The sequence below is a fragment of the Pseudomonas sp. S11P7 genome (assembly GCF_023195435.1).
Taxonomy (GTDB): Bacteria; Pseudomonadota; Gammaproteobacteria; order Pseudomonadales; family Pseudomonadaceae; genus Aquipseudomonas; species Aquipseudomonas fluorescens_G.
This window is the reverse complement of record NZ_JALPKS020000002.1, coordinates 5,396,189-5,414,093: the sequence shown is the minus strand read 5'-3', so window position 1 is coordinate 5,414,093 and position 17,905 is coordinate 5,396,189. Positions and strand designations below refer to the sequence as shown.

Genomic DNA, 17,905 nt, shown 5'->3' with positions numbered 1-17,905 from the left:
CCCCGTGCAAAGCGCGCCTTCTGCACGCATCGCTGGCGCTGGTCCGGGGGAAACCAATAATGAAAAACCCTTATGCTCTGGGCTTCTGGTGCGCCTTGATAGCGCTGGTGCTGCTATCGGCCACCTATTTCTACGGCATCATGCTGGCCCACCAGATCGACACGGCCATGATCTTCCTCGACAGCGCCGTGGCGCTGATCGCGGTGATGGCGATCGTCGTGGTCGCGTGGGCCTCGGTTCAGGTGCAGCGGGTCAAGAAACGCCAGCTGGAACAAGGCAAGGTCCTGGTGCTGATCTGGGACACCAAAGTCGCCCTGCGCCGGGTCGAAACCGTGTTCGACCGGTATTTCTGGGGCAGCTACTGGCAGCCCGGGCGCACCTTCGCCGAAGTCATGGGCGAACTCACCGGCACCCCGCTGGAAAAAAGCCTCGAAGCCCTGAAAAAGCAATGCCTGGAACTCGACAAGCAGATCGCCGACGAGGGCTGGCATTGGCTGAACAACGCCCGCGAACTGTCCGACGTTGCCACCGCCATGGCTCGCGAACGCTATCAGCTGGATTTCTGCGACCCGCGCGCAGAGGGGCCGGAGGGGGCGGTGATCGATCGCGACTTTGAAGTGCTGGTTTACACCTGGACGGCGCGGCTGAAGAGCTTTGATCATCAACTCGATGAGATCGAGGCCGAGTATTCCTGATGCTCGACTGAATCATCTGGCCTCATCGCTGGCAAGCCAGCTCCCACAAGGTTTTGTGGTGTTCACAGAATTTGTGTTCGCTGGAGATCCTTGTGGGAGCTGGCTTGCCAGCGATGGCGGCTGTGTTCACTGCGAAACTCTCACGGCCCGCCGACTGTCAATTCCTCCCATAGACACTCTTTAACCTTTAAACATTGGGCCCAACCCCGCGCCCGGTGCTAATCTCCAGCGCTGAATTCAGCGCAGTCGAGCCGCGACCCGGTTACGGGTTCAGGGAAGACGACCACACTTACAGCCACGGAAATCGATCAGGTCATTCATGAATAAATCAGCAGGCGTGCTTCTCGGAATTGTTGTTGCCATCGGCGCGGTCAGCGCGGGCGGAGCCTGGTACACCGGGACCAAGATCGAGGGCGTATTGAACAACGCCGTCAGCAACGCCAACAAAGAACTGCAGACCGCCATGGCCGGCTCCAACGGCACGGCGTCGCTGGAACTGGTGTCGCTGGAGCGTCACACCTTCACCAGCACCGCGCACTACCGCCTCAAAGGCGAGGGCGAGATGTTCGGTGATGCACCGGTCGAGTTGCTGTTCGTCGACCACATCGAACACGGCCCGCTGCCATTCTCGCGGCTGGTGTCGTTGAAGTGGCTGCCGGTCATGGCCACCAGCAACTATGAGCTGGAAAAAAGCCCGACCACGGAAAAATGGTTCGCCGCGACCAAGGGCGCCGCGCCGCTCAAAGGTGTGACCAACATCGGCTATGACGAATCGACCACCAGCACGCTGGACCTGGTGCCGTTCGAAGCCGCGCTGGATGCCCAGTCGAACCTGAAGTTTTCCGGCCTGACCATGGACATTTCCGCCAGCGCCCAGGCGCAGAAGGTCAAGGCAGACGGTTATATGGACAACCTGAAACTGGTCACCGTGGCCGAAGACCAGACACCGGTGCAGGTCGAAATCAACGGCCTGACCCTGGCCAGTAATCTGGCCAAGAGCAGCTACGGCTACTACACCGGGGAAAACACCCTGGAAGTGACCAGCAGCAAAACCACGTTCGGTGCGCAACCGATGGTGCTGGGTGTGAAGAACTTCGAAATGAAGAACCGCACCGAAGAAAACGCCAGCAATGCTTCCGGCCGCGCTGACTACAAGATCGGCGAAGTGACCCTCAACGACAAGAAAGTCGGCTCGGCGGCCATGGCCATGAGCCTGAAGAACCTCGACATTCCGTCGACGATGTCGCTGATGCAGATCTACCAGACCAAGCTGCAGCCTTATGAAAAAGCCGCCGCCGAAGCGGCCGCTCAAGGTTTGCCGGCACCGGAGCTGAACCTGACCGAAGCGGAAAATGCGCAAGTCAAAGCCGACCTGCAGAAACTGCTGGCCGCCGGCCCGCAACTGGCGCTGGAAAACCTCTCGTTCAACACCGCCAACGGCGAAAGCCGCGCCAATCTGGTCATCGACCTGACCAAGCCGCAGTCGATGGATCTGCCGCCGGACCAACTCGGCAAGCAACTGATCGCACTGCTCGACCTGAATATCCAGGTGTCGAAACCGATGCTGGTCGATCTGCTCAGCGTGCAGGCACAACTCGATGGTCAGACCGACGCCAAAGCCATTGTCGATCAGTCCAAGGAAGCGGCGGACATGTTTGCCGGCATGGCGGTCGGTTCGCAACTGGCGGTGGTCGACGGCACCAACGTCGTGACCAAGCTGCACTACGCGGCCAATCAGGTGGAATTCAACGGCCAGAAAATGACCGTCGAGCAGTTCGTCGGCTTCCTGATGAGCAAGTTCGCCGGCGTCACGCAAGTGCAGTAATTCTGCGTCCTTGAATAGCCACGCCCGGCCTCTGTCCCCAACAGGCGCCGGGCGTTTTGCTGTCTGGCGTTCGGGTTTTTCGCGCTTCCGGTCGGGCTGGCGCGAGGATTCTGAACAATTATTGCGTTGCGAAAACTGGTCTACGCTTGCGTGCAACACTGCCTGACTAAGCGTGGCCTCTGGACGTTGCAATCGGCCACCGTTACGAATGGGCAAAGAGGGGCATCGCGACCCGGCTGGCCATGTAAGGATGCTGACGAATGCCGCGTATTGATGGTTTTGTATTACATCGTGGTTTACGCCCTTTGTTTCGAGTCGCGCTGTGCAGCCAGTTGCTCTGGCCAGCCTTCGCCTTCGCCTTCGCCGACACAGCCTACGATCAGATGGTGCGCGATGCTCGCGTGGGCCACTACACGCCTGCGCTGACCGTGTTGCGCCAGGTGCCGCCGGGTCAGGCGACTACCGGGCAAATCAGCGATCACCTGCAAATCGCCAGTTGGGCCGGATTCGACGCCGAAGTGGTGCAGGTCTACGAGGTCCAGGGCCGCGACCGCGTGCTGCCGGTGCAGGCGCTGACGGCCACCGCGCGCGCCTACCGCAACCTCAAGCGCTGGGATAAGGCTACAGAGGTCTACAACAAGGCCTTGGCCGTGGAGCCGGACAACGCCGACCTGCAACTGGGCCTGGCCCTGACTCAGGCGGATGCCGGCAAACCCGATGAAGCAGTGACCCGCGCCAAAGCGCTGGTCGCCGCCAAGCCCGATGATCCTTCGCGGCGTCTGGCGCTGGGCTATGCACTGACCCGCGCTGGCAAGCAGTACGACGCCTTGTTCGAATACGATCAGGCGTTTATCCGCGCCGGCAGCAAACCGGAAGTCGCCCGTGAATACGTGGTTGCGCTGCAAAAGGCGCGCTTGCCGGAGCCGGCGCTGCGCCTGGCCAGGCAGCGTCCGGGGCTGATCGATCCGGTGACCCTGCGCCGCCTCGAAGGCGATCTGGCTGCCGAACGCGTGCGCCTCGCCGAGTTCGCCACGCGCAGCGAAAAGGAACGCTACGTCATCGCCGATCGCGCACTGGCCGATTACGACCAGTTGCTCGCCACCTGGACCCCGGACGCCACGGCTCACGACGATGTGATCCGCTGGCGCATCGACCGCATGGGCGCGCTGAAGGCGCGGGCGCGCACGGCTGAGGTCATCAACGAATACCAAAAGCTGCAAGACGAAGGCGTGAAAATCCCGACCTACGCGTTGCGCTGGGTCGCGGCGTCCTATCTGGACCAGCGTCAGCCGGAAATCGCCACCGACCTGTATCGGCAGGTGCTCTCGGCACCGGACGCCGATAGTGGTAATCGCCTCGAAGACACCACGGCACTGTATTACTCGTTGCTGGAAAGCGACCGTGCCGACGAAGCGCGCAAGGTCGCCGAAGACCTCGCCAAATCACAGCGCCCGCGTGTCGAGCTCAAGGGTCTGCCGATCGGCAACCCCAACGATGAGTGGATGGACGCCCAGCAACTGGCGGCGCAGGCCGGTACCTACAGCGCCGACTTGCCACACGGTGAGCAGCGCCTGCAAACGCTGGTCGATCAGGCACCGGGCAATGTCGGTTTGCGTCTGGCCCAGGCCGATCTGTACCTGGCGCGGCAATGGCCGCGTCGCGCGGAAAACCAGCTCAAGGAAACCGAGAGTATCGCGCCGCGCGACCTGGGGCTCGAAGTGGCGCAAGCGCGCACCGCCATGGAATTGCAGGAATGGCGGCAGAACGATGCGCTGGTCGACGACGTCGTGGCGCGTAACCCAGACAACCGCCAGGTGCAGCGTCTGGCCCGTGAACGCGAAGTCCACGACATGGCCGAGCTGCGCGTCGAAGCCTACGGCGGCAAGGCCAACGGCGGCGGCAGTGGCGATGCCGGCGCGGTCAGTGGCAGCCGCGATTTTGGCATCCAGAGCACTCTGTACAGCCCGCCGATCAACGAAGACTGGCGCGTGTTCGCCGGCCTCGGTTATGCCACTGGCGATTTCGCCGAAGGCACCGGCCATCATCGCTTTCAGCGTGTTGGTCTGGAGCGGCGCAGCCGTGACATGACCCTTGAAGCCGAAGTCTCCAATCACGACTACGGTTTCGGCGACAAGCAGGGCGCACGGCTGGCGCTGGCCCGCGACATCAACGATCACTGGCAGTACGGCGGCAGCCTCGAATACCTGTCGGCCGAGACGCCGCTGCGCGCACTCAACAGTGATATCAAGGCCAATGGCGGCAGCGCGTTCCTGCGCTGGCGCGCCAATGAAAGCCGCGAGTGGCGCCTGTCGGTGAGTCCGTCGCACTTCAGCGATGGCAACAACCGCGTTGAAGCCTTGCTCACCGGTCGCGAGGGCGTCTATACCGCGCCGAACCTGCAGGTCGATGCCGGTCTGGAAGTCGGCACCAGCCACAACTCGAAATCTGATGACGTGCCGTATTTCAACCCGAAATCCGACTTCAGCGTGATGCCGCTGGTCAACGTCAATCACGTCCTTTATCACCGCTACGAAACGGCCTGGAGCCAGCAGTTCCAGGCCGGCGCGGGGACCTACAGTCAGCGTGATCACGGCACCGGCGCCATGGCGTTGCTCGGTTACGGCCAACGTTATGCGTGGAACGATGTGTTCGAGGTTGGCGGCCTGTTCAGTGTGATCAACCGGCCCTACGACGGAGATCGAGAAACCGATCTGCGTCTGCTCGTCGACCTGACTTTGCGCTTCTAGAAGAGTTTGAAGATGCCTTTTATCTCGCGTTTGATCCTTCTGCTGGGAGCGCTGCTGATCAGCGCCTGCGCCCAGCAAGCCCCGGCCTTCGCGCCACCCTCCGAGCGCCCGGTGGTTGCCAGTGAACAGTCATGGCCGAAAAACCATTTCCTCGGCATCGCCTATCACGATGTTGAAGATCGTGATCCCGATCAGGCCGTGGTGGCGGTGCGCACCGAGCGCATGATCGAGCAGCTGGCGTGGCTGCGCGAAAACGGCTACCAGCCGGTGACGGTCGACCAGATCATGGCTGCACGCAAGGGCGGGCCGCAGCTGCCGGCGAAAGCCGTACTGCTGAGCTTCGACGACGGTTATGCGAGCTTCTACACCCGCGTAATGCCGGTGTTGCGCGCCTACAACTGGCACGCGCTGCTGGCGCCGGTCGGCACTTGGGTCGACACGCCGCTCAATCAACCGGTGGATTTCGCCGGCACGCCGCGGGCGCGTTCCGACTTCCTGACCTGGGATCAGGTGCGCGAGATCTCGCAATCCGGTCTGGTGGAAATCGCCGCCCACACCGACGCCAACCACAAAGGCATCCTCGCCAACCCGCAGGGCAACCTGCAACCGGCCGCCGCGACCCGACGCTACGACCCGGTCACCAAACGCTATGAATCCGAAGCTGATTTCCGCGCACGGATTCGCACCGACGTGAGCGATATTTCCGAGAAGATCCGCAAGGCCACCGGCAAGAAACCACGGGTCTGGGTCTGGCCGTATGGCGCGGCGGACGGCACGTCACTGACGGTGGTCGGTGAGGAAGGCTATGAGATGGCCCTGACCCTGGACGACGGCCTCGACGCGCTCGATAACCTGATGAGCAGCCCGCGTTTCCTCGTCGCCTCCGACCCGGACGGCGAGCATTTCGCCAACAGCGTGGTCGGTGCGCAGGCGCAGCAGGCAATGCGCGTGGTGCATGTCGATCTGGACAACGTCTACGACCCGGACCCGGCGCAGCAGGACATCAATCTCGGCAAACTGGTGCAGCGCATGGCTGACCTGGGCGCCAACACGGTGTTCCTGCAAGCCTTCGCCGATCCTAAGGGCGACGGTCTGGTGCACTCGCTGTACTTCCCCAATCGCCATTTGCCGGTGCGCGCCGATCTGTTCGACCGTGTCGCTTGGCAGTTGCGTACCCGGGCTCACGTAAAAGTTTACGCGTGGATGCCGGTGCTCAGCTTCGCGCTGGATCCGAAACTGCCGCGCGTGACCCGTTGGGACCCGAAAACCGCCACCACGTCGGTGGATCCGGATCAATACAAGCGCCTGTCACCGTTCGATCCCGAAGTGCGGCGCATCATCGGTGAAATCTACGAGGACGTGGCGCGACTGACCTCGGTCGACGGCATTCTCTACCACGATGACGCGGTGCTTTCGGACTTCGAAGACGCCGGTCCGCAAGCGCTGAAAGCCTACGCCGCTCAGGGTCTGCCGGGGTCGATTGCCGCGCTGCGCGAGGATCCTGCAGCGATGCAACGCTGGACGCGCTTCAAGAGCCGCTACCTCATCGATTTCACCAACGAGCTGACCGCCAAGGTCCGCGCCATTCGCGGTCCGCAAGTGCTGACCGCGCGCAACATTTTTGCCGAGCCGATGCTCAACCCCGACAGCGAGGCCTGGTTCGCGCAGAACCTCGATGACTTCCTCGCGACCTATGACTGGACCGCGCCGATGGCCATGCCGCTGATGGAAAAGCAGACTCAGGCAGAGTCGGGCCCGTGGCTGGAAAGACTGGTCGCCACCGTCAGCAAACGTCCCGGCGCGCTGAACCGCACCGTTTTCGAATTGCAGGCGCGGGACTGGACGAAGAAGGACCAGGCCGATATCGAAGCGGCACAACTGGCCGACTGGATGGGCCGTCTCAAGCGTCAGGGCGCGACCAGCTTCGGTTATTACCCGGACAACTTTCTCGACAATCTGCCGGACCTGAAAACCGTACGGCCTGCGCTCTCCAACAAGTGGAATCCCTGAGATGCTGGATAGACTGTTAGCCCTGCTGGTTCTGGCGCTCGTCCTCGGCGTGCCGCTGGGCCTGATCTTCCTGGTCACCGGGCAGTTCCTGATGGACTTCGTGTTCTTCTACCCGCTGTTCATGTCCGGCCTGTGGATTGCCGGCGGCCTGTATTTCTGGCTGCACTGGGAGCGCCACTGGCCATGGAAAGACGACACCTTGCCGCCGCCGCTGGCAGGCGAGCCGCTGATCTCGATCCTGATCCCTTGCTACAACGAAGGTGACAACGCCGCCGACACTATTCATGCGGCGCTGGCCCAGCATTATCCCAACATCGAAGTCATCGCAATCAACGACGGTTCCAAGGACAACACCGCCGAAGTGCTCGATGCGCTGGCCAAGGAAGATCCACGCCTGCGCGTGCTGCATCTGGCGGAGAACCAGGGCAAAGCCGTGGCCCTGCGCATGGGCGCCATTGCCGCGCGCAGCGAATATCTGGTGTGCATTGACGGCGACGCGCTGCTAGCGCCGAACACCGCGGCCTATCTGGTCGCGCCGATGCTGGATAACGCCCGCCTTGGCGCGGTGACCGGCAACCCGCGGATCCGCACGCGTTCGACGCTGGTCGGGCGGGTGCAGGTTGGTGAGTTCTCATCGATCATCGGCCTGATCAAACGCACGCAACGGGTGTTCGGGCGGATCTTTACCGTGTCCGGGGTGATTGTCGCGTTCCGCCGCACGGCGCTGAACCGGGTCGGCTACTGGAGCCCGAACATGATCACCGAAGACATCGACATCAGCTGGAAGCTGCAACTCGATCACTGGAGCATCTTCTACGAGCCACGCGCGCTGTGCTGGATCCTGATGCCGGAAACCCTCGGTGGCCTGTGGAAGCAGCGCCTGCGCTGGGCCCAGGGCGGCGCCGAAGTGCTGTTCAAGAACATTCGCGGCATATGGCAGTACCGCCATCGTTACCTGTGGCCGCTGCTGTTCGAATATTGCCTGTCGACGGGTTGGGCCTTCACCTTCCTGCTCTCGGTGATTTTCTGGGGCGTGGGCAAGTTCGTGGTCCTGCCCGAAGCGATCGCTGTGCATCACTTGATGCCGCCGGCGTTTACCGGGCTGCTGCTGGCGTTTGTCTGCCTGGTGCAATTCGCCGTCAGCATCGTCATCGACCGCCGCTACGAGCCGGGTTTGGGCAAGACCATGTTCTGGGTGGTCTGGTACCCGATCGCGTTCTGGTTCGTCAGCCTGCTGACCACGCTGGTCAGTTTCCCCAAAGTATTGTTCGGCCAACATCAGCAACGTGCGCGCTGGGTCAGCCCTGACCGGGGCATCAAACCGCTCGGCGACGACGAAGAGGAGGTCATCAAATGAAAATCATCCGGACCCGCCAGCGCCCCGTTCTGCTGGTGATCGATGTGCTGATCACCCTGGTGGCGTGGATCGGCCTGCTGTTCCTGCTGATTCGCGGCCTGTGGCCGTTGGTCGAGACCCATGCCGGCGGGCCGCGCATCGACAACTCGGCGTTCGATGCGCTGGGCACTTTGCAGATCTATTTGTGGGTGGCGCTGGTCAACGCGGTGGTGCTGATTGGCTGGGCGCGTTATCAGCAGCGTAAAAGCCGCAGCTTCGCCCAGCGTCGTCTGCCCTCGCCGGTGATCGACGACCAAGGGCTGAGCAAGAGCTTCAAGCTGTGCGATGAGCGCTTGCAGAAACTGCGCATGCCGGGGGTGATGACCATCCACAACGATCAGGACGGCGACATCAGCCACGTGGAAACGCATTTCAGGCCAGTACAACCAGCAGAACTGCCGCCACCGCTGGCGCCGCTGGAGCATCCGCGGGTGATCTTTCTGCATGCCGAAGATGACGACCAGCGCGAGACCCTGGTCCGTTAACCGAATCTGATCGTTCCCAAGCTCCGCGTGGAAATGCCTCCTGGGACGCTCCGCGTCCAGTGACGCAGAGCGTCACGGGCTGCATTCCTACGCAGGAGCGTGGGAACGATCAGTTCGCGAGAAATAATCGGTCGCAGCTAATCGCGAATCAGCTTCCACGCTTCGGCCATCGACAGCGGCTGTTTCATCCGCTCGGCAAGCAGCGCAATCGCCCGTTGCCTGTCGCACGCCACCGCGGCGACCACAACGCCGTTTTTGGCGAACAGGCCAATGAACGGCGGCTTCTCCGGTTCGCCATCGAACTCGACCTCATCCCACGCGTCGGCGTGCCCGAGATAGTCATAATTCTTGCCAAAGTGGTAAGTCCAGAAATACGGCACATCCAGGTAATGCTCATCGCCCCCGAGCATGTTGGCGGCAGCGATGCGCGCGTGTTGTTGCGCCAGGCGCCAGTGTTCGATGCGTTGCGGCTGGCCGTTCAGCGGGAACGTGGCGATATCACCGACGGCCCATAACCCCTCGCTCACGCGCATGCCGCCGTCGACGCGCAACGATTGGTCGTCTTCCCTGGGCAATGACGCGAACGCCTCGGTGGCCGGGTGCACACCGATCCCTGCCAGCACCAGATCCGCCGCGAGGCGCAGGCCGTTGTCCAGCAGCACCGCCTCGACCTTGTCTTCGCCAAGAACTTCCGTGGCCTCATGGTCAGTGATGAACTTCACCCCATGCGCCTCGTGCAACGCGCGAATCGCCTGGCCCACGGCTTCGCCAAATTGTTTGGCAAAGGGCGTCGCATGGCGGGCCAGTACCGTGACGTCGAGGCCATGCTGACGCAGCGCCGACGCGCATTCGAGGGCGATGAAACTGTCGCCGATGATCACCGCGCGCTGATCTGCTTGAGCGGCACTGATGATCTGTTCGGCGTGGGCTTTTGAGCGCAGCACGAAGACATTGCCCATATCGGCGCCGGGCAGCTTAAGCGGATTGGGCGCGCCGCCGGTGGCGAGTACTGCAGCGTCGTAGCGCAGAACGCCGCCGTTGCTCAGATGAAGGGTTTTGCCCGGTGCGTCGAGTGAGCTGACTTCGCCTTGCACCCGTTCGATGCGCTGGGCTTGATAGAACGCCTCGTCACGCAGAGGCGGTACTTCTTTGGGCGACATCTCGCCGGCGAGGACAAATTTGCTCAGCACCGTGCGGTCATAGCCGGCATCCGCTTCGCCGTCGACCAGTACAATGCGTCCGCCAAAACCTTTCTCCCGCAGCGCGGCTGCACACGCGGTACCTGCCGCACCGGCTCCGACCACGACAAACGTTCTCGGATCGTCGGCAGGCGGCGTGTGTGGATCGGGCAGCGGCTGGTCATCGACCCAGACTTCATCGCCGCGCAACTCCAGAGGATAACGCTTGAGACTGTCGAGTGACGGCGGCTCGCAAAGAGCACCATCCTCGGCGCGGTACGCGGCTTTATGCCAAGGGCAGATCAACCGCCCATGGCACAGCGCGCCTTCGGCCAACGGCGCGCCGGCATGCGGACACAGCCCCTGAAACGCGCGCAATTGGCCGTTGGCCCGCAACAGCACGATCGTGCAGTCGCCGATCTCCACTTGCAGGCCTCGATCTTGCGGAACATCGGCGAAACGGGCGACACGGTGCAGGGGCATGGTGGTTTCCTCACAGGCGTTTTTCTTGTGAACGCGTGCGGCAATTCGAGGTTCAGCCATTTGCTACTGCCACGGCACGAACGGTACGGCTATAGTTTGCAGGCCGACGACGGCCCCACTGCACAAGGTGCTCCCGGATGACCCGATTGACCTCTCTCAACCCTTGGCTGGCGGCCGTTGCCGTCGCCCTTTGCGTGCAGTTTCCGGCGCAGGCCCAGGAACGCTTCACCCTGAGCATCCCGGGTGTGTCCGATAACCGCCTGTTCACCTCGGCCGCCGCCAGCGACGCCCAGGGTTGCGGCGGCAAGAACCAGTCGCCCGCGCTGAGCTGGAACGCCGGCCCTGCCGGAACCCAGAGCTACGCCATCGTCATGCACGACCCGGACGGCCAGAAAGGCCTGGGTGTCGACCACTGGATTCACTACGGCATCAAACCCGCCACCCGCCAGATCGCCGCCGGCGTCGGCGCCAAATCCGCCCTTGAAGGCGTCGGCGGTACCAACAGCAAAGGCAACACCCATTACATGGGCCCGTGCCCGCCCGTTGGCGACAGCGCGCACCACTACATCATCCAGATCTACGCTCTGGATCTAGCCCCCGACGCCTTGCCCGCTGGCCTGACCCGCGCCGAGCTGATGGAAAAAATCAAAGGCCATGTGCTGCGCAACAGCAGTGCGGTACGGCGTTATCACCGCTAAGGTCTCTGGCTGACGGCCCCAACCCGCCAGCCATTTGGCATTGGCCCGCAAAAACGCGCACTATCGGGCCATGGCCAATGCGCTGGAGGACACCGTGGCAGCAAAAATCGACCGCATCGCCCAACTGCTCAACTGCCCGGAAAAGGGCGAACAGATGCGGCGTGCCGTTACCGAAACGCGCAAGGAGTTTTTGCTCAATCAGCCGGAGGAAGACCTCGTTGATGATGAAGACGAGGTGTTTGACGAGGTTGAGGAGGAGGGCGATGACGATGAATATGATGAGTTTGACTGGACGACGGAGTGACGTAGATCCAACGGTTACCCATCAGCCACAAAAAAGCCCCGGACCATCACAGTCCGGGGCTTTCTCGTTTTTTGATTCATGGTGCACCAGGCGGGATTCGAACCCACGACCCCTGCCTTCGGAGGGCAGTACTCTATCCAGCTGAGCTACTGGTGCAGCGGGCGACATCATACCTAGGTCGACTCGGGGCGTCCATGCCGGGTTTCGGCGGGTTTTGTCAGGGCGCGTGTCGGTGAAATGGCTGCATTCCAGAAAGCGGTAACGTCCTGCAAAACCCTCGCTTGGCGCTTTGCCGGGGTTGATCTAAGGTTTTTCCTGCGGTACGGGTTTTTGGTGCGTTGATCTGAAAAGCGGCGTTTTTGTTCTTTTTTTCGAACGACCTATTGTCCTTTAACCCCTTTGATCCTACGATCCGTTTGAGATTTCAAACGCTCTTTGCTGGGTGTCGAAGCGCTGGTGTTGCGAATCGTGCACTGCTCCTGCGCCACACCCGGTCACTGATTTCCCTGACGGCAGCCTTGCGAGGCGCCTTTCTACAATCATAATTTGCTCCGCGCAGGCCGCGGTGCTGTTAAGGAAAGCCGACATGCAGCTTAAAGACACCCAGTTGTTCCGCCAGCAAGCCTTCATCGATGGCGCTTGGGTCGATGCGGACAACGGTCAGACGATCAAGGTCAACAACCCGGCCACTGGCGAAATCCTCGGTACCGTGCCAAAAATGGGCGCCGCTGAAACCCGCCGCGCCATCGAGGCCGCTGACAAGGCGCTGCCGGCCTGGCGTGCACTGACCGCCAAAGAGCGTGCCGGCAAGCTGCGTCGCTGGTTCGAACTGATGATCGAACACCAGGACGACCTCGCGCGCCTGATGACCCTCGAGCAGGGCAAGCCGCTGGCCGAAGCCAAGGGCGAAATCGTTTACGCCGCGTCGTTCATCGAGTGGTTCGCTGAAGAAGCCAAGCGCATCTACGGTGACGTGATTCCGGGCCACCAGCCGGACAAGCGCCTGATCGTGATCAAGCAGCCGATCGGCGTCACCGCCGCGATCACTCCGTGGAACTTCCCGGCGGCGATGATCACCCGCAAGGCCGGTCCAGCCCTGGCCGCCGGTTGCACCATGGTGCTCAAGCCGGCTTCGCAAACGCCATTTTCCGCTTTCGCCCTGGCCGAACTGGCCCAGCGCGCGGGCATTCCGGCGGGCGTGTTCAGCGTCGTTTCCGGCAGCGCCGGCGACATCGGCAGCGAGCTGACCAGCAACCCGATCGTGCGCAAGCTGTCCTTCACCGGCTCGACCGAAATCGGTCGCCAGTTGATGGCCGAATGCGCCAAAGACATCAAGAAAGTCTCGCTGGAACTGGGCGGCAACGCGCCGTTCATCGTGTTCGACGACGCCGACCTGGATAAGGCCGTCGAAGGCGCGATCATCTCCAAGTACCGCAACAACGGCCAGACCTGCGTCTGCGCCAACCGCCTGTACATTCAGGACGCGGTCTACGATGCGTTCGCCGAGAAGCTGAAAGTGGCAGTCGCCAAGCTGAAGATCGGCAACGGTCTGGAGGACGGCACCACCACTGGCCCGCTGATCGACGAAAAAGCCGTGGCCAAGGTGCAAGAGCACATCGCTGACGCTGTTTCCAAAGGCGCCACCGTACTGGCCGGCGGCAAGGCGATGGAAGGCAACTTCTTCGAACCGACCATCCTCACCAACGTGCCGAAAAACGCTGCCGTGGCCAAGGAAGAAACCTTCGGTCCGCTGGCGCCACTGTTCCGCTTCAAAGACGAAGCCGAAGTGATCGCGATGTCCAACGACACCGAATTCGGTCTGGCTTCGTACTTCTATGCGCGTGACCTCGGCCGTGTGTTCCGTGTCGCCGAGGCGCTGGAATACGGCATGGTCGGCGTCAACACCGGGCTGATCTCCAACGAAGTCGCGCCGTTCGGCGGTATCAAAGCCTCGGGCCTGGGCCGTGAAGGCTCCAAGTACGGCATCGAAGATTACCTGGAAATCAAATACCTCTGCCTGGGCATCTAAACCGCGAGATCGCTGTAAACGCAAAGGGCACGAGAGCGCTGTCCCTTTGCGTGGTTTCAAACCTGCATTTTCTCTGCGGCCGGGAACGCCGTGGCAGTCGATCATCGCATGCTGCCACCGCCGATTCCTCCCGCTTCATCCTTGAACCACGCCGCCCGATGAGCGGCGAATGAGGACTGTAATGAGCAAGACTAACGCTGAACTGATGGCCCGTCGTACCGCCGCTGTACCCCGCGGTGTTGGCCAGATTCACCCGATCTTCGCCGAATCGGCGAAGAACGCCACCGTAACCGACGTTGAAGGTCGTGAGTTCATCGACTTCGCCGGCGGTATCGCGGTACTCAACACCGGCCACGTGCACCCGAAAATCATCGCCGCCGTGACCGAACAGTTGAACAAGCTGACCCACACCTGCTTCCAGGTACTGGCCTACGAGCCGTACGTTGAGCTGTGCGAAAAAATCAACGCCAAGGTCCCAGGCGATTTCGCCAAGAAAACCCTGTTGGTCACCACCGGTTCCGAAGCCGTCGAAAACGCCGTGAAAATCGCCCGTGCCGCTACTGGCCGTGCAGGCGTGATCGCCTTCACCGGCGCCTACCACGGCCGCACCATGATGACCCTGGGTCTGACCGGTAAAGTCGTGCCGTACTCGGCGGGCATGGGCCTGATGCCAGGCGGCATCTTCCGCGCGCTGTACCCGAACGAACTGCACGGTGTGAGCATCGACGATTCGATCGCTTCGATCGAACGCATCTTCAAGAACGACGCCGAGCCGAAAGACATCGCCGCGATCATCATCGAGCCGGTACAGGGCGAAGGTGGTTTCTACGTCGCGCCGAAAGAATTCATGAAGCGCCTGCGCGCGTTGTGCGATCAGCACGGCATCCTGCTGATCGCGGACGAAGTACAGACCGGCGCTGGCCGTACCGGTACGTTCTTCGCCATGGAGCAGATGGGCGTTGCTGCCGACCTGACCACCTTCGCCAAATCCATCGCTGGCGGCTTCCCGCTGGCCGGTGTTTGCGGCAAGGCCGAATACATGGACGCCATCGCACCGGGCGGTTTGGGCGGCACCTACGCCGGTAGCCCGATCGCTTGCGCCGCTGCGCTGGCCGTGATGGAAGTGTTCGAAGAAGAGCACCTGCTGGACCGCTGCAAGGCCGTCGGCGAGCGTCTGGTCACTGGCCTGAAAAACATTCAGGCCAAATACCCGGTCATCGGCGAAGTGCGTGCGCTGGGCGCGATGATTGCGGTCGAGCTGTTCGAGAACGGCGACAGCCACAAGCCAAACCCGACTGCCGTAGCAGCCGTGGTGGCCAAGGCACGCGACAAAGGCCTGATCCTGCTGTCCTGCGGCACCTACGGCAACGTGTTGCGCGTACTGGTACCGCTGACCTCGCCGGACGAGCAACTGGACAAAGGTCTGGCGATCATCGAAGAGTGCTTCTCGGAGCTGTAAGCCCCGGCATTCTGTGATCGGCTCGACAAAAAACCCGCTTCGGCGGGTTTTTTCATGCCGGTGCAAACATATCGGCGTTTAGCGCTGTAACGATTGGCCAGCATTGGCTAAGGTCAAGGCATTGCCAGGGAGTGCGTGCATGATTGCCGTTGAATTACCCGCCGTACCGCGCGTGTTGATTGCCGAGGCCGATCCGTGGTCCCGCGATCTGCTCAAACAAGTGTTGCTGAACGTGCGTTGTGACGCGCGGCTGGATCTGTGTGCCGATGGCCAGCAAGCGCTGTCGATGCTCACTGAAATCCCTTATGACCTGGCCATCGTCGATTGGGAATTGCCCGGCGTCGACGGTTTGAACGTGCTGCGCAGCGTGCGTCAGCGCAAGCGCAACCCGCCGCTGCCGTTCATTCTGATGAGCAGCCGCAACGACAGTGCCAGCGTGCGCGAAGCCATCCCGCTGGCGCCGACGGCGTATCTGACCAAACCGTTGAACATGGAGGGCCTGACCGAGCGTTTGCAGGGTTTGTTGCTCAGCGCAGGTCAGGAAGTGTTTTGTGAAGTGCCGGCCCTTGCGCCGGGCATGACCCTGGCAGTGTTTCTGGAGCGGCGCCGTGAGCAAGCCGACGGCGCGCCCTTGATGACCGATGTGCAAGTGGCGGTGAAGCGCAGCCTCAACCCCGATGGCCTCGACCTGAAGCTGCTCGAAGAAGAGATTCGCACCGACCCGCAAATCACGGCGGTATTGATCGCCGCAGCCAACAGCGCGGCGCAGCATCATGGCGCGCCGGTGCAGACGCTGGCGCAAGCCCTGCATCGGCTGGGCACCGGGCAAAGCATGAATCTGATTCTGGGCCTGGCGCTCAAGCGCAGTGCCCGGCTCAGCGATCCGTGTCTGGCGGATTACGCCGAACGTTATTGGGGCTTGTCACTGCACACCGCCGAATATGCGCGCACGTTGGCGCGATTGCTCGATCTGGATCAGGAACGCTGCTATTGCGCCGGCATGCTTCACCGCCTCGGTGATCTGGCGCTGCTGCGTTGTCTGCAAGAGTGGCAACAGGCGGGCGGGGCGCTGGACGAGCAGGAGGAAGTCGGCGAGGCACTGGCGCAGTTTGGTGCGGCATATGGTTCTGCGTTGCGTACACGCTGGCGTCTGCCTTTGGAATTGCGTGAACTGATCGCCTCGGTTTATCAGCTTGGCGGTGGGGTGTATTCCCGTGAGGCGCTGGTGATGAACATGGCGGCGCAAATGGCGCGGTTGACCGAGCATGAGGGTGTCGAGGAACTGGCGAAGAGCCGTACGGCACGATTGCTGAAGATTGGTTTGCCGGAATTGATGCGGATGCGTAAATAACCCGATTCAACTCTTACCCCTGTGGGAGCGAGCCTGCTCGCGAAAGCGTAACCTCAGACGACGATGCGCTGTATGACACACCGCTTTCGCGAGCAGGCTCGCTCCCACAGGGGTGTTGTGCCGGACCGAGATTTGGCGTCAGGCAGATATGATACGGTTCTTGCCCTGACGCTTGGCTTCGTACATCGCCGCATCTGCGCGGGCGAACAGGTTGTCGAGGCTTTTGTCCTCGTCGGTCAGGCTGGTCAGCCCTTGGCTTACGGTGATGCCGAACGTCTGGCCGTCATGGCTGAATCGCAAACGCTGAATCTCCTGCTGCAAGCGTTCCGCCACTTGCATGGCCATCTCCGGCGCGCAACCGGGAAACACCGCGGCAAATTCCTCACCGCCAATTCGCCCGAACAGATCGCCACGGCGCAATGAACTGCGTCCGCACTCGGCAATCCGTTGCAGCACGTTGTCGCCTTCCGGGTGGCCGTAGCTGTCGTTGATCGCTTTGAAGTCATCGATATCCAGCAGCAGAAACGCCATCGGCGTACCGCGCAGGCGTGCTTCTTCGAATTCGCGGTTGGCGCATTCGAAGAAGTGTCGGCGGTTACTGCTTTGCGTCAGCACGTCGGTGGTCGCCAGGCGTTGCAGCTCGGTCTCCATGTGCTTCTTGTCGGTGATGTCTTCGGCGATGCCGACGATGATCACCGGTTGGTCTGGATCGTCCTGGCGATTGATGAAGCATTTGTCGCTGAGCCAGCGAACCTGGCCGTCGGCGGCGATGATCCGGTACTCGCGGTCTTCCACCGCGCCCTTGTGCAGCACTTCGGCGAGGCTGCGCTCAGCGTAGTCGAGGTCGTCGGGGTAGATGCTGTCGCGCCACTGGTTGTAGTCACCGAGCAGCCGCCCGGCGGAGCGACCGAAAATCCGTTCGTAGGCGGGGCTGACGTACAGCACCTGACGGGTTTCCCAGTTGAACGCCCAAAGCACGGCATTAACGCTGACAAGTAGTGAGCTGAACAGCTGTTCACGCTCGCTCAGGCGTGCGACCTCGCCTTGCGCATGCATCAGCGCCATCAGGGTTTGCGCGGCCTCGGGCCACTGCGGGACGGATGAGTCTTTTGGATTGTTGTTGACCATCGGCACAAATCTCAAAGGGCGTGCCGCGATTTCGACAGCGGCCACAATACAGCCCGCCGGGGTGGCGAAGTGTCTTTGAGATAGGTGATTTTCGGCGAAGTTCAAAACGGTGCACTC

At 61.8% G+C, this 17,905-nt stretch carries 13 protein-coding genes and 1 tRNA gene; 11 read left to right on the top strand and 3 right to left on the bottom strand.

Features of this window, described 5'->3' with window-relative positions:
• Nucleotides 1–59: 59 nt before the first annotated feature.
• From M0746_RS24795 to pgaD, 6 genes are all read left to right on the top strand, one after another.
• Nucleotides 60–695 carry an NADH:ubiquinone oxidoreductase subunit N gene (locus M0746_RS24795; protein ID WP_093095998.1) on the top strand — a complete coding sequence of 212 codons (636 nt, stop codon included), beginning with the start codon at nucleotides 60–62 and terminating at the stop codon, nucleotides 693–695.
• A gap of 319 nt (nucleotides 696–1,014) precedes the next feature.
• The gene (locus M0746_RS24790) at nucleotides 1,015–2,520 is read left to right on the top strand and encodes a YdgA family protein (protein ID WP_258450965.1); all 1,506 of its coding nucleotides are present in this window, start codon (nucleotides 1,015–1,017) and stop codon (nucleotides 2,518–2,520) included.
• A 260-nt stretch (nucleotides 2,521–2,780) separates the two neighbouring features.
• A complete protein-coding gene (pgaA, locus tag M0746_RS24785; protein WP_258450964.1) occupies nucleotides 2,781–5,267 on the top strand; it encodes a poly-beta-1,6 N-acetyl-D-glucosamine export porin PgaA in 2,487 nt (828 codons plus the stop codon).
• 12 nt (nucleotides 5,268–5,279) lie between these two features.
• Nucleotides 5,280–7,277: a poly-beta-1,6-N-acetyl-D-glucosamine N-deacetylase PgaB gene (gene pgaB / locus M0746_RS24780; protein ID WP_258450963.1), complete on the top strand. Its 1,998-nt coding sequence runs from the start codon at nucleotides 5,280–5,282 to the stop codon at nucleotides 7,275–7,277.
• Nucleotide 7,278: 1 nt separating this feature from the next.
• Nucleotides 7,279–8,634: a poly-beta-1,6-N-acetyl-D-glucosamine synthase gene (pgaC, locus tag M0746_RS24775; RefSeq protein WP_258450962.1), complete on the top strand. Its 1,356-nt coding sequence runs from the start codon at nucleotides 7,279–7,281 to the stop codon at nucleotides 8,632–8,634.
• Nucleotides 8,631–9,158: a poly-beta-1,6-N-acetyl-D-glucosamine biosynthesis protein PgaD gene (gene pgaD / locus M0746_RS24770; RefSeq protein WP_258450961.1), complete on the top strand. Its 528-nt coding sequence runs from the start codon at nucleotides 8,631–8,633 to the stop codon at nucleotides 9,156–9,158. Before pgaC ends, pgaD begins: the two co-directional genes overlap by 4 nt.
• Before the next feature lie 137 nt (nucleotides 9,159–9,295).
• Here pgaD and M0746_RS24765 read toward each other — a convergent pair whose 3' ends face one another.
• Nucleotides 9,296–10,819: an FAD-dependent oxidoreductase gene (locus M0746_RS24765; protein ID WP_258450960.1), complete on the bottom strand. Its 1,524-nt coding sequence runs from the start codon at nucleotides 10,817–10,819 to the stop codon at nucleotides 9,296–9,298.
• Between the two features lie 137 nt (nucleotides 10,820–10,956).
• Here M0746_RS24765 and M0746_RS24760 point away from each other — a divergent pair, with 137 nt between their 5' ends.
• Both M0746_RS24760 and M0746_RS24755 read left to right on the top strand, forming a co-directional pair.
• Nucleotides 10,957–11,517 (top strand): YbhB/YbcL family Raf kinase inhibitor-like protein, encoded by a 561-nt coding sequence (locus M0746_RS24760; RefSeq protein ID WP_203420252.1) that lies wholly within the window; start codon nucleotides 10,957–10,959, stop codon nucleotides 11,515–11,517.
• 70 nt (nucleotides 11,518–11,587) lie between these two features.
• Nucleotides 11,588–11,821, top strand: a complete 234-nt coding sequence (locus M0746_RS24755) for a hypothetical protein (protein ID WP_258450959.1) — start codon at nucleotides 11,588–11,590, stop codon at nucleotides 11,819–11,821.
• Between the two features lie 79 nt (nucleotides 11,822–11,900).
• On the opposite strand, the gene M0746_RS24750 is transcribed toward M0746_RS24755, so the two are convergent.
• Nucleotides 11,901–11,977: transfer RNA gene (locus tag M0746_RS24750), tRNA-Arg, on the bottom strand.
• Between the two features lie 430 nt (nucleotides 11,978–12,407).
• Here M0746_RS24750 and gabD point away from each other — a divergent pair.
• The 3 genes from gabD (at nucleotide 12,408) to M0746_RS24735 (ending at nucleotide 16,660) form a co-directional block, all read left to right on the top strand.
• Nucleotides 12,408–13,850 (top strand): NADP-dependent succinate-semialdehyde dehydrogenase, encoded by a 1,443-nt coding sequence (gabD, locus tag M0746_RS24745; protein WP_258450958.1) that lies wholly within the window; start codon nucleotides 12,408–12,410, stop codon nucleotides 13,848–13,850.
• A gap of 181 nt (nucleotides 13,851–14,031) precedes the next feature.
• The gene (gabT, locus tag M0746_RS24740; RefSeq protein WP_203420254.1) at nucleotides 14,032–15,309 is read left to right on the top strand and encodes a 4-aminobutyrate--2-oxoglutarate transaminase; all 1,278 of its coding nucleotides are present in this window, start codon (nucleotides 14,032–14,034) and stop codon (nucleotides 15,307–15,309) included.
• 139 nt (nucleotides 15,310–15,448) lie between these two features.
• On the top strand, nucleotides 15,449–16,660 hold the full coding sequence (locus tag M0746_RS24735; RefSeq protein WP_258450957.1) for a response regulator: 1,212 nt from the start codon (nucleotides 15,449–15,451) through the stop codon (nucleotides 16,658–16,660).
• 138 nt (nucleotides 16,661–16,798) lie between these two features.
• Here M0746_RS24735 and M0746_RS24730 read toward each other — a convergent pair whose 3' ends face one another.
• Nucleotides 16,799–17,788, bottom strand: a complete 990-nt coding sequence (locus M0746_RS24730; protein WP_258450956.1) for a GGDEF domain-containing protein — start codon at nucleotides 17,786–17,788, stop codon at nucleotides 16,799–16,801.
• Between the last annotated feature and the right edge of the window lie 117 nt (nucleotides 17,789–17,905).

Coding starts and splice junctions, on each gene's coding strand:
- M0746_RS24735 (WP_258450957.1), top strand. CDS start 15,449: ATGATTGCCGTTGAATTACCCGCCGTACCGCGCGTGTTGATTGCCGAG.
- M0746_RS24730 (WP_258450956.1), bottom strand. CDS start 17,788: ATGGTCAACAACAATCCAAAAGACTCATCCGTCCCGCAGTGGCCCGAG.
- M0746_RS24765 (WP_258450960.1), bottom strand. CDS start 10,819: ATGCCCCTGCACCGTGTCGCCCGTTTCGCCGATGTTCCGCAAGATCGA.
- M0746_RS24790 (WP_258450965.1), top strand. CDS start 1,015: ATGAATAAATCAGCAGGCGTGCTTCTCGGAATTGTTGTTGCCATCGGC.
- pgaD (WP_258450961.1), top strand. CDS start 8,631: ATGAAAATCATCCGGACCCGCCAGCGCCCCGTTCTGCTGGTGATCGAT.
- pgaB (WP_258450963.1), top strand. CDS start 5,280: ATGCCTTTTATCTCGCGTTTGATCCTTCTGCTGGGAGCGCTGCTGATC.
- pgaA (WP_258450964.1), top strand. CDS start 2,781: ATGCCGCGTATTGATGGTTTTGTATTACATCGTGGTTTACGCCCTTTG.
- M0746_RS24795 (WP_093095998.1), top strand. CDS start 60: ATGAAAAACCCTTATGCTCTGGGCTTCTGGTGCGCCTTGATAGCGCTG.
- gabD (WP_258450958.1), top strand. CDS start 12,408: ATGCAGCTTAAAGACACCCAGTTGTTCCGCCAGCAAGCCTTCATCGAT.
- gabT (WP_203420254.1), top strand. CDS start 14,032: ATGAGCAAGACTAACGCTGAACTGATGGCCCGTCGTACCGCCGCTGTA.
- M0746_RS24760 (WP_203420252.1), top strand. CDS start 10,957: ATGACCCGATTGACCTCTCTCAACCCTTGGCTGGCGGCCGTTGCCGTC.
- pgaC (WP_258450962.1), top strand. CDS start 7,279: ATGCTGGATAGACTGTTAGCCCTGCTGGTTCTGGCGCTCGTCCTCGGC.
- M0746_RS24755 (WP_258450959.1), top strand. CDS start 11,588: ATGGCCAATGCGCTGGAGGACACCGTGGCAGCAAAAATCGACCGCATC.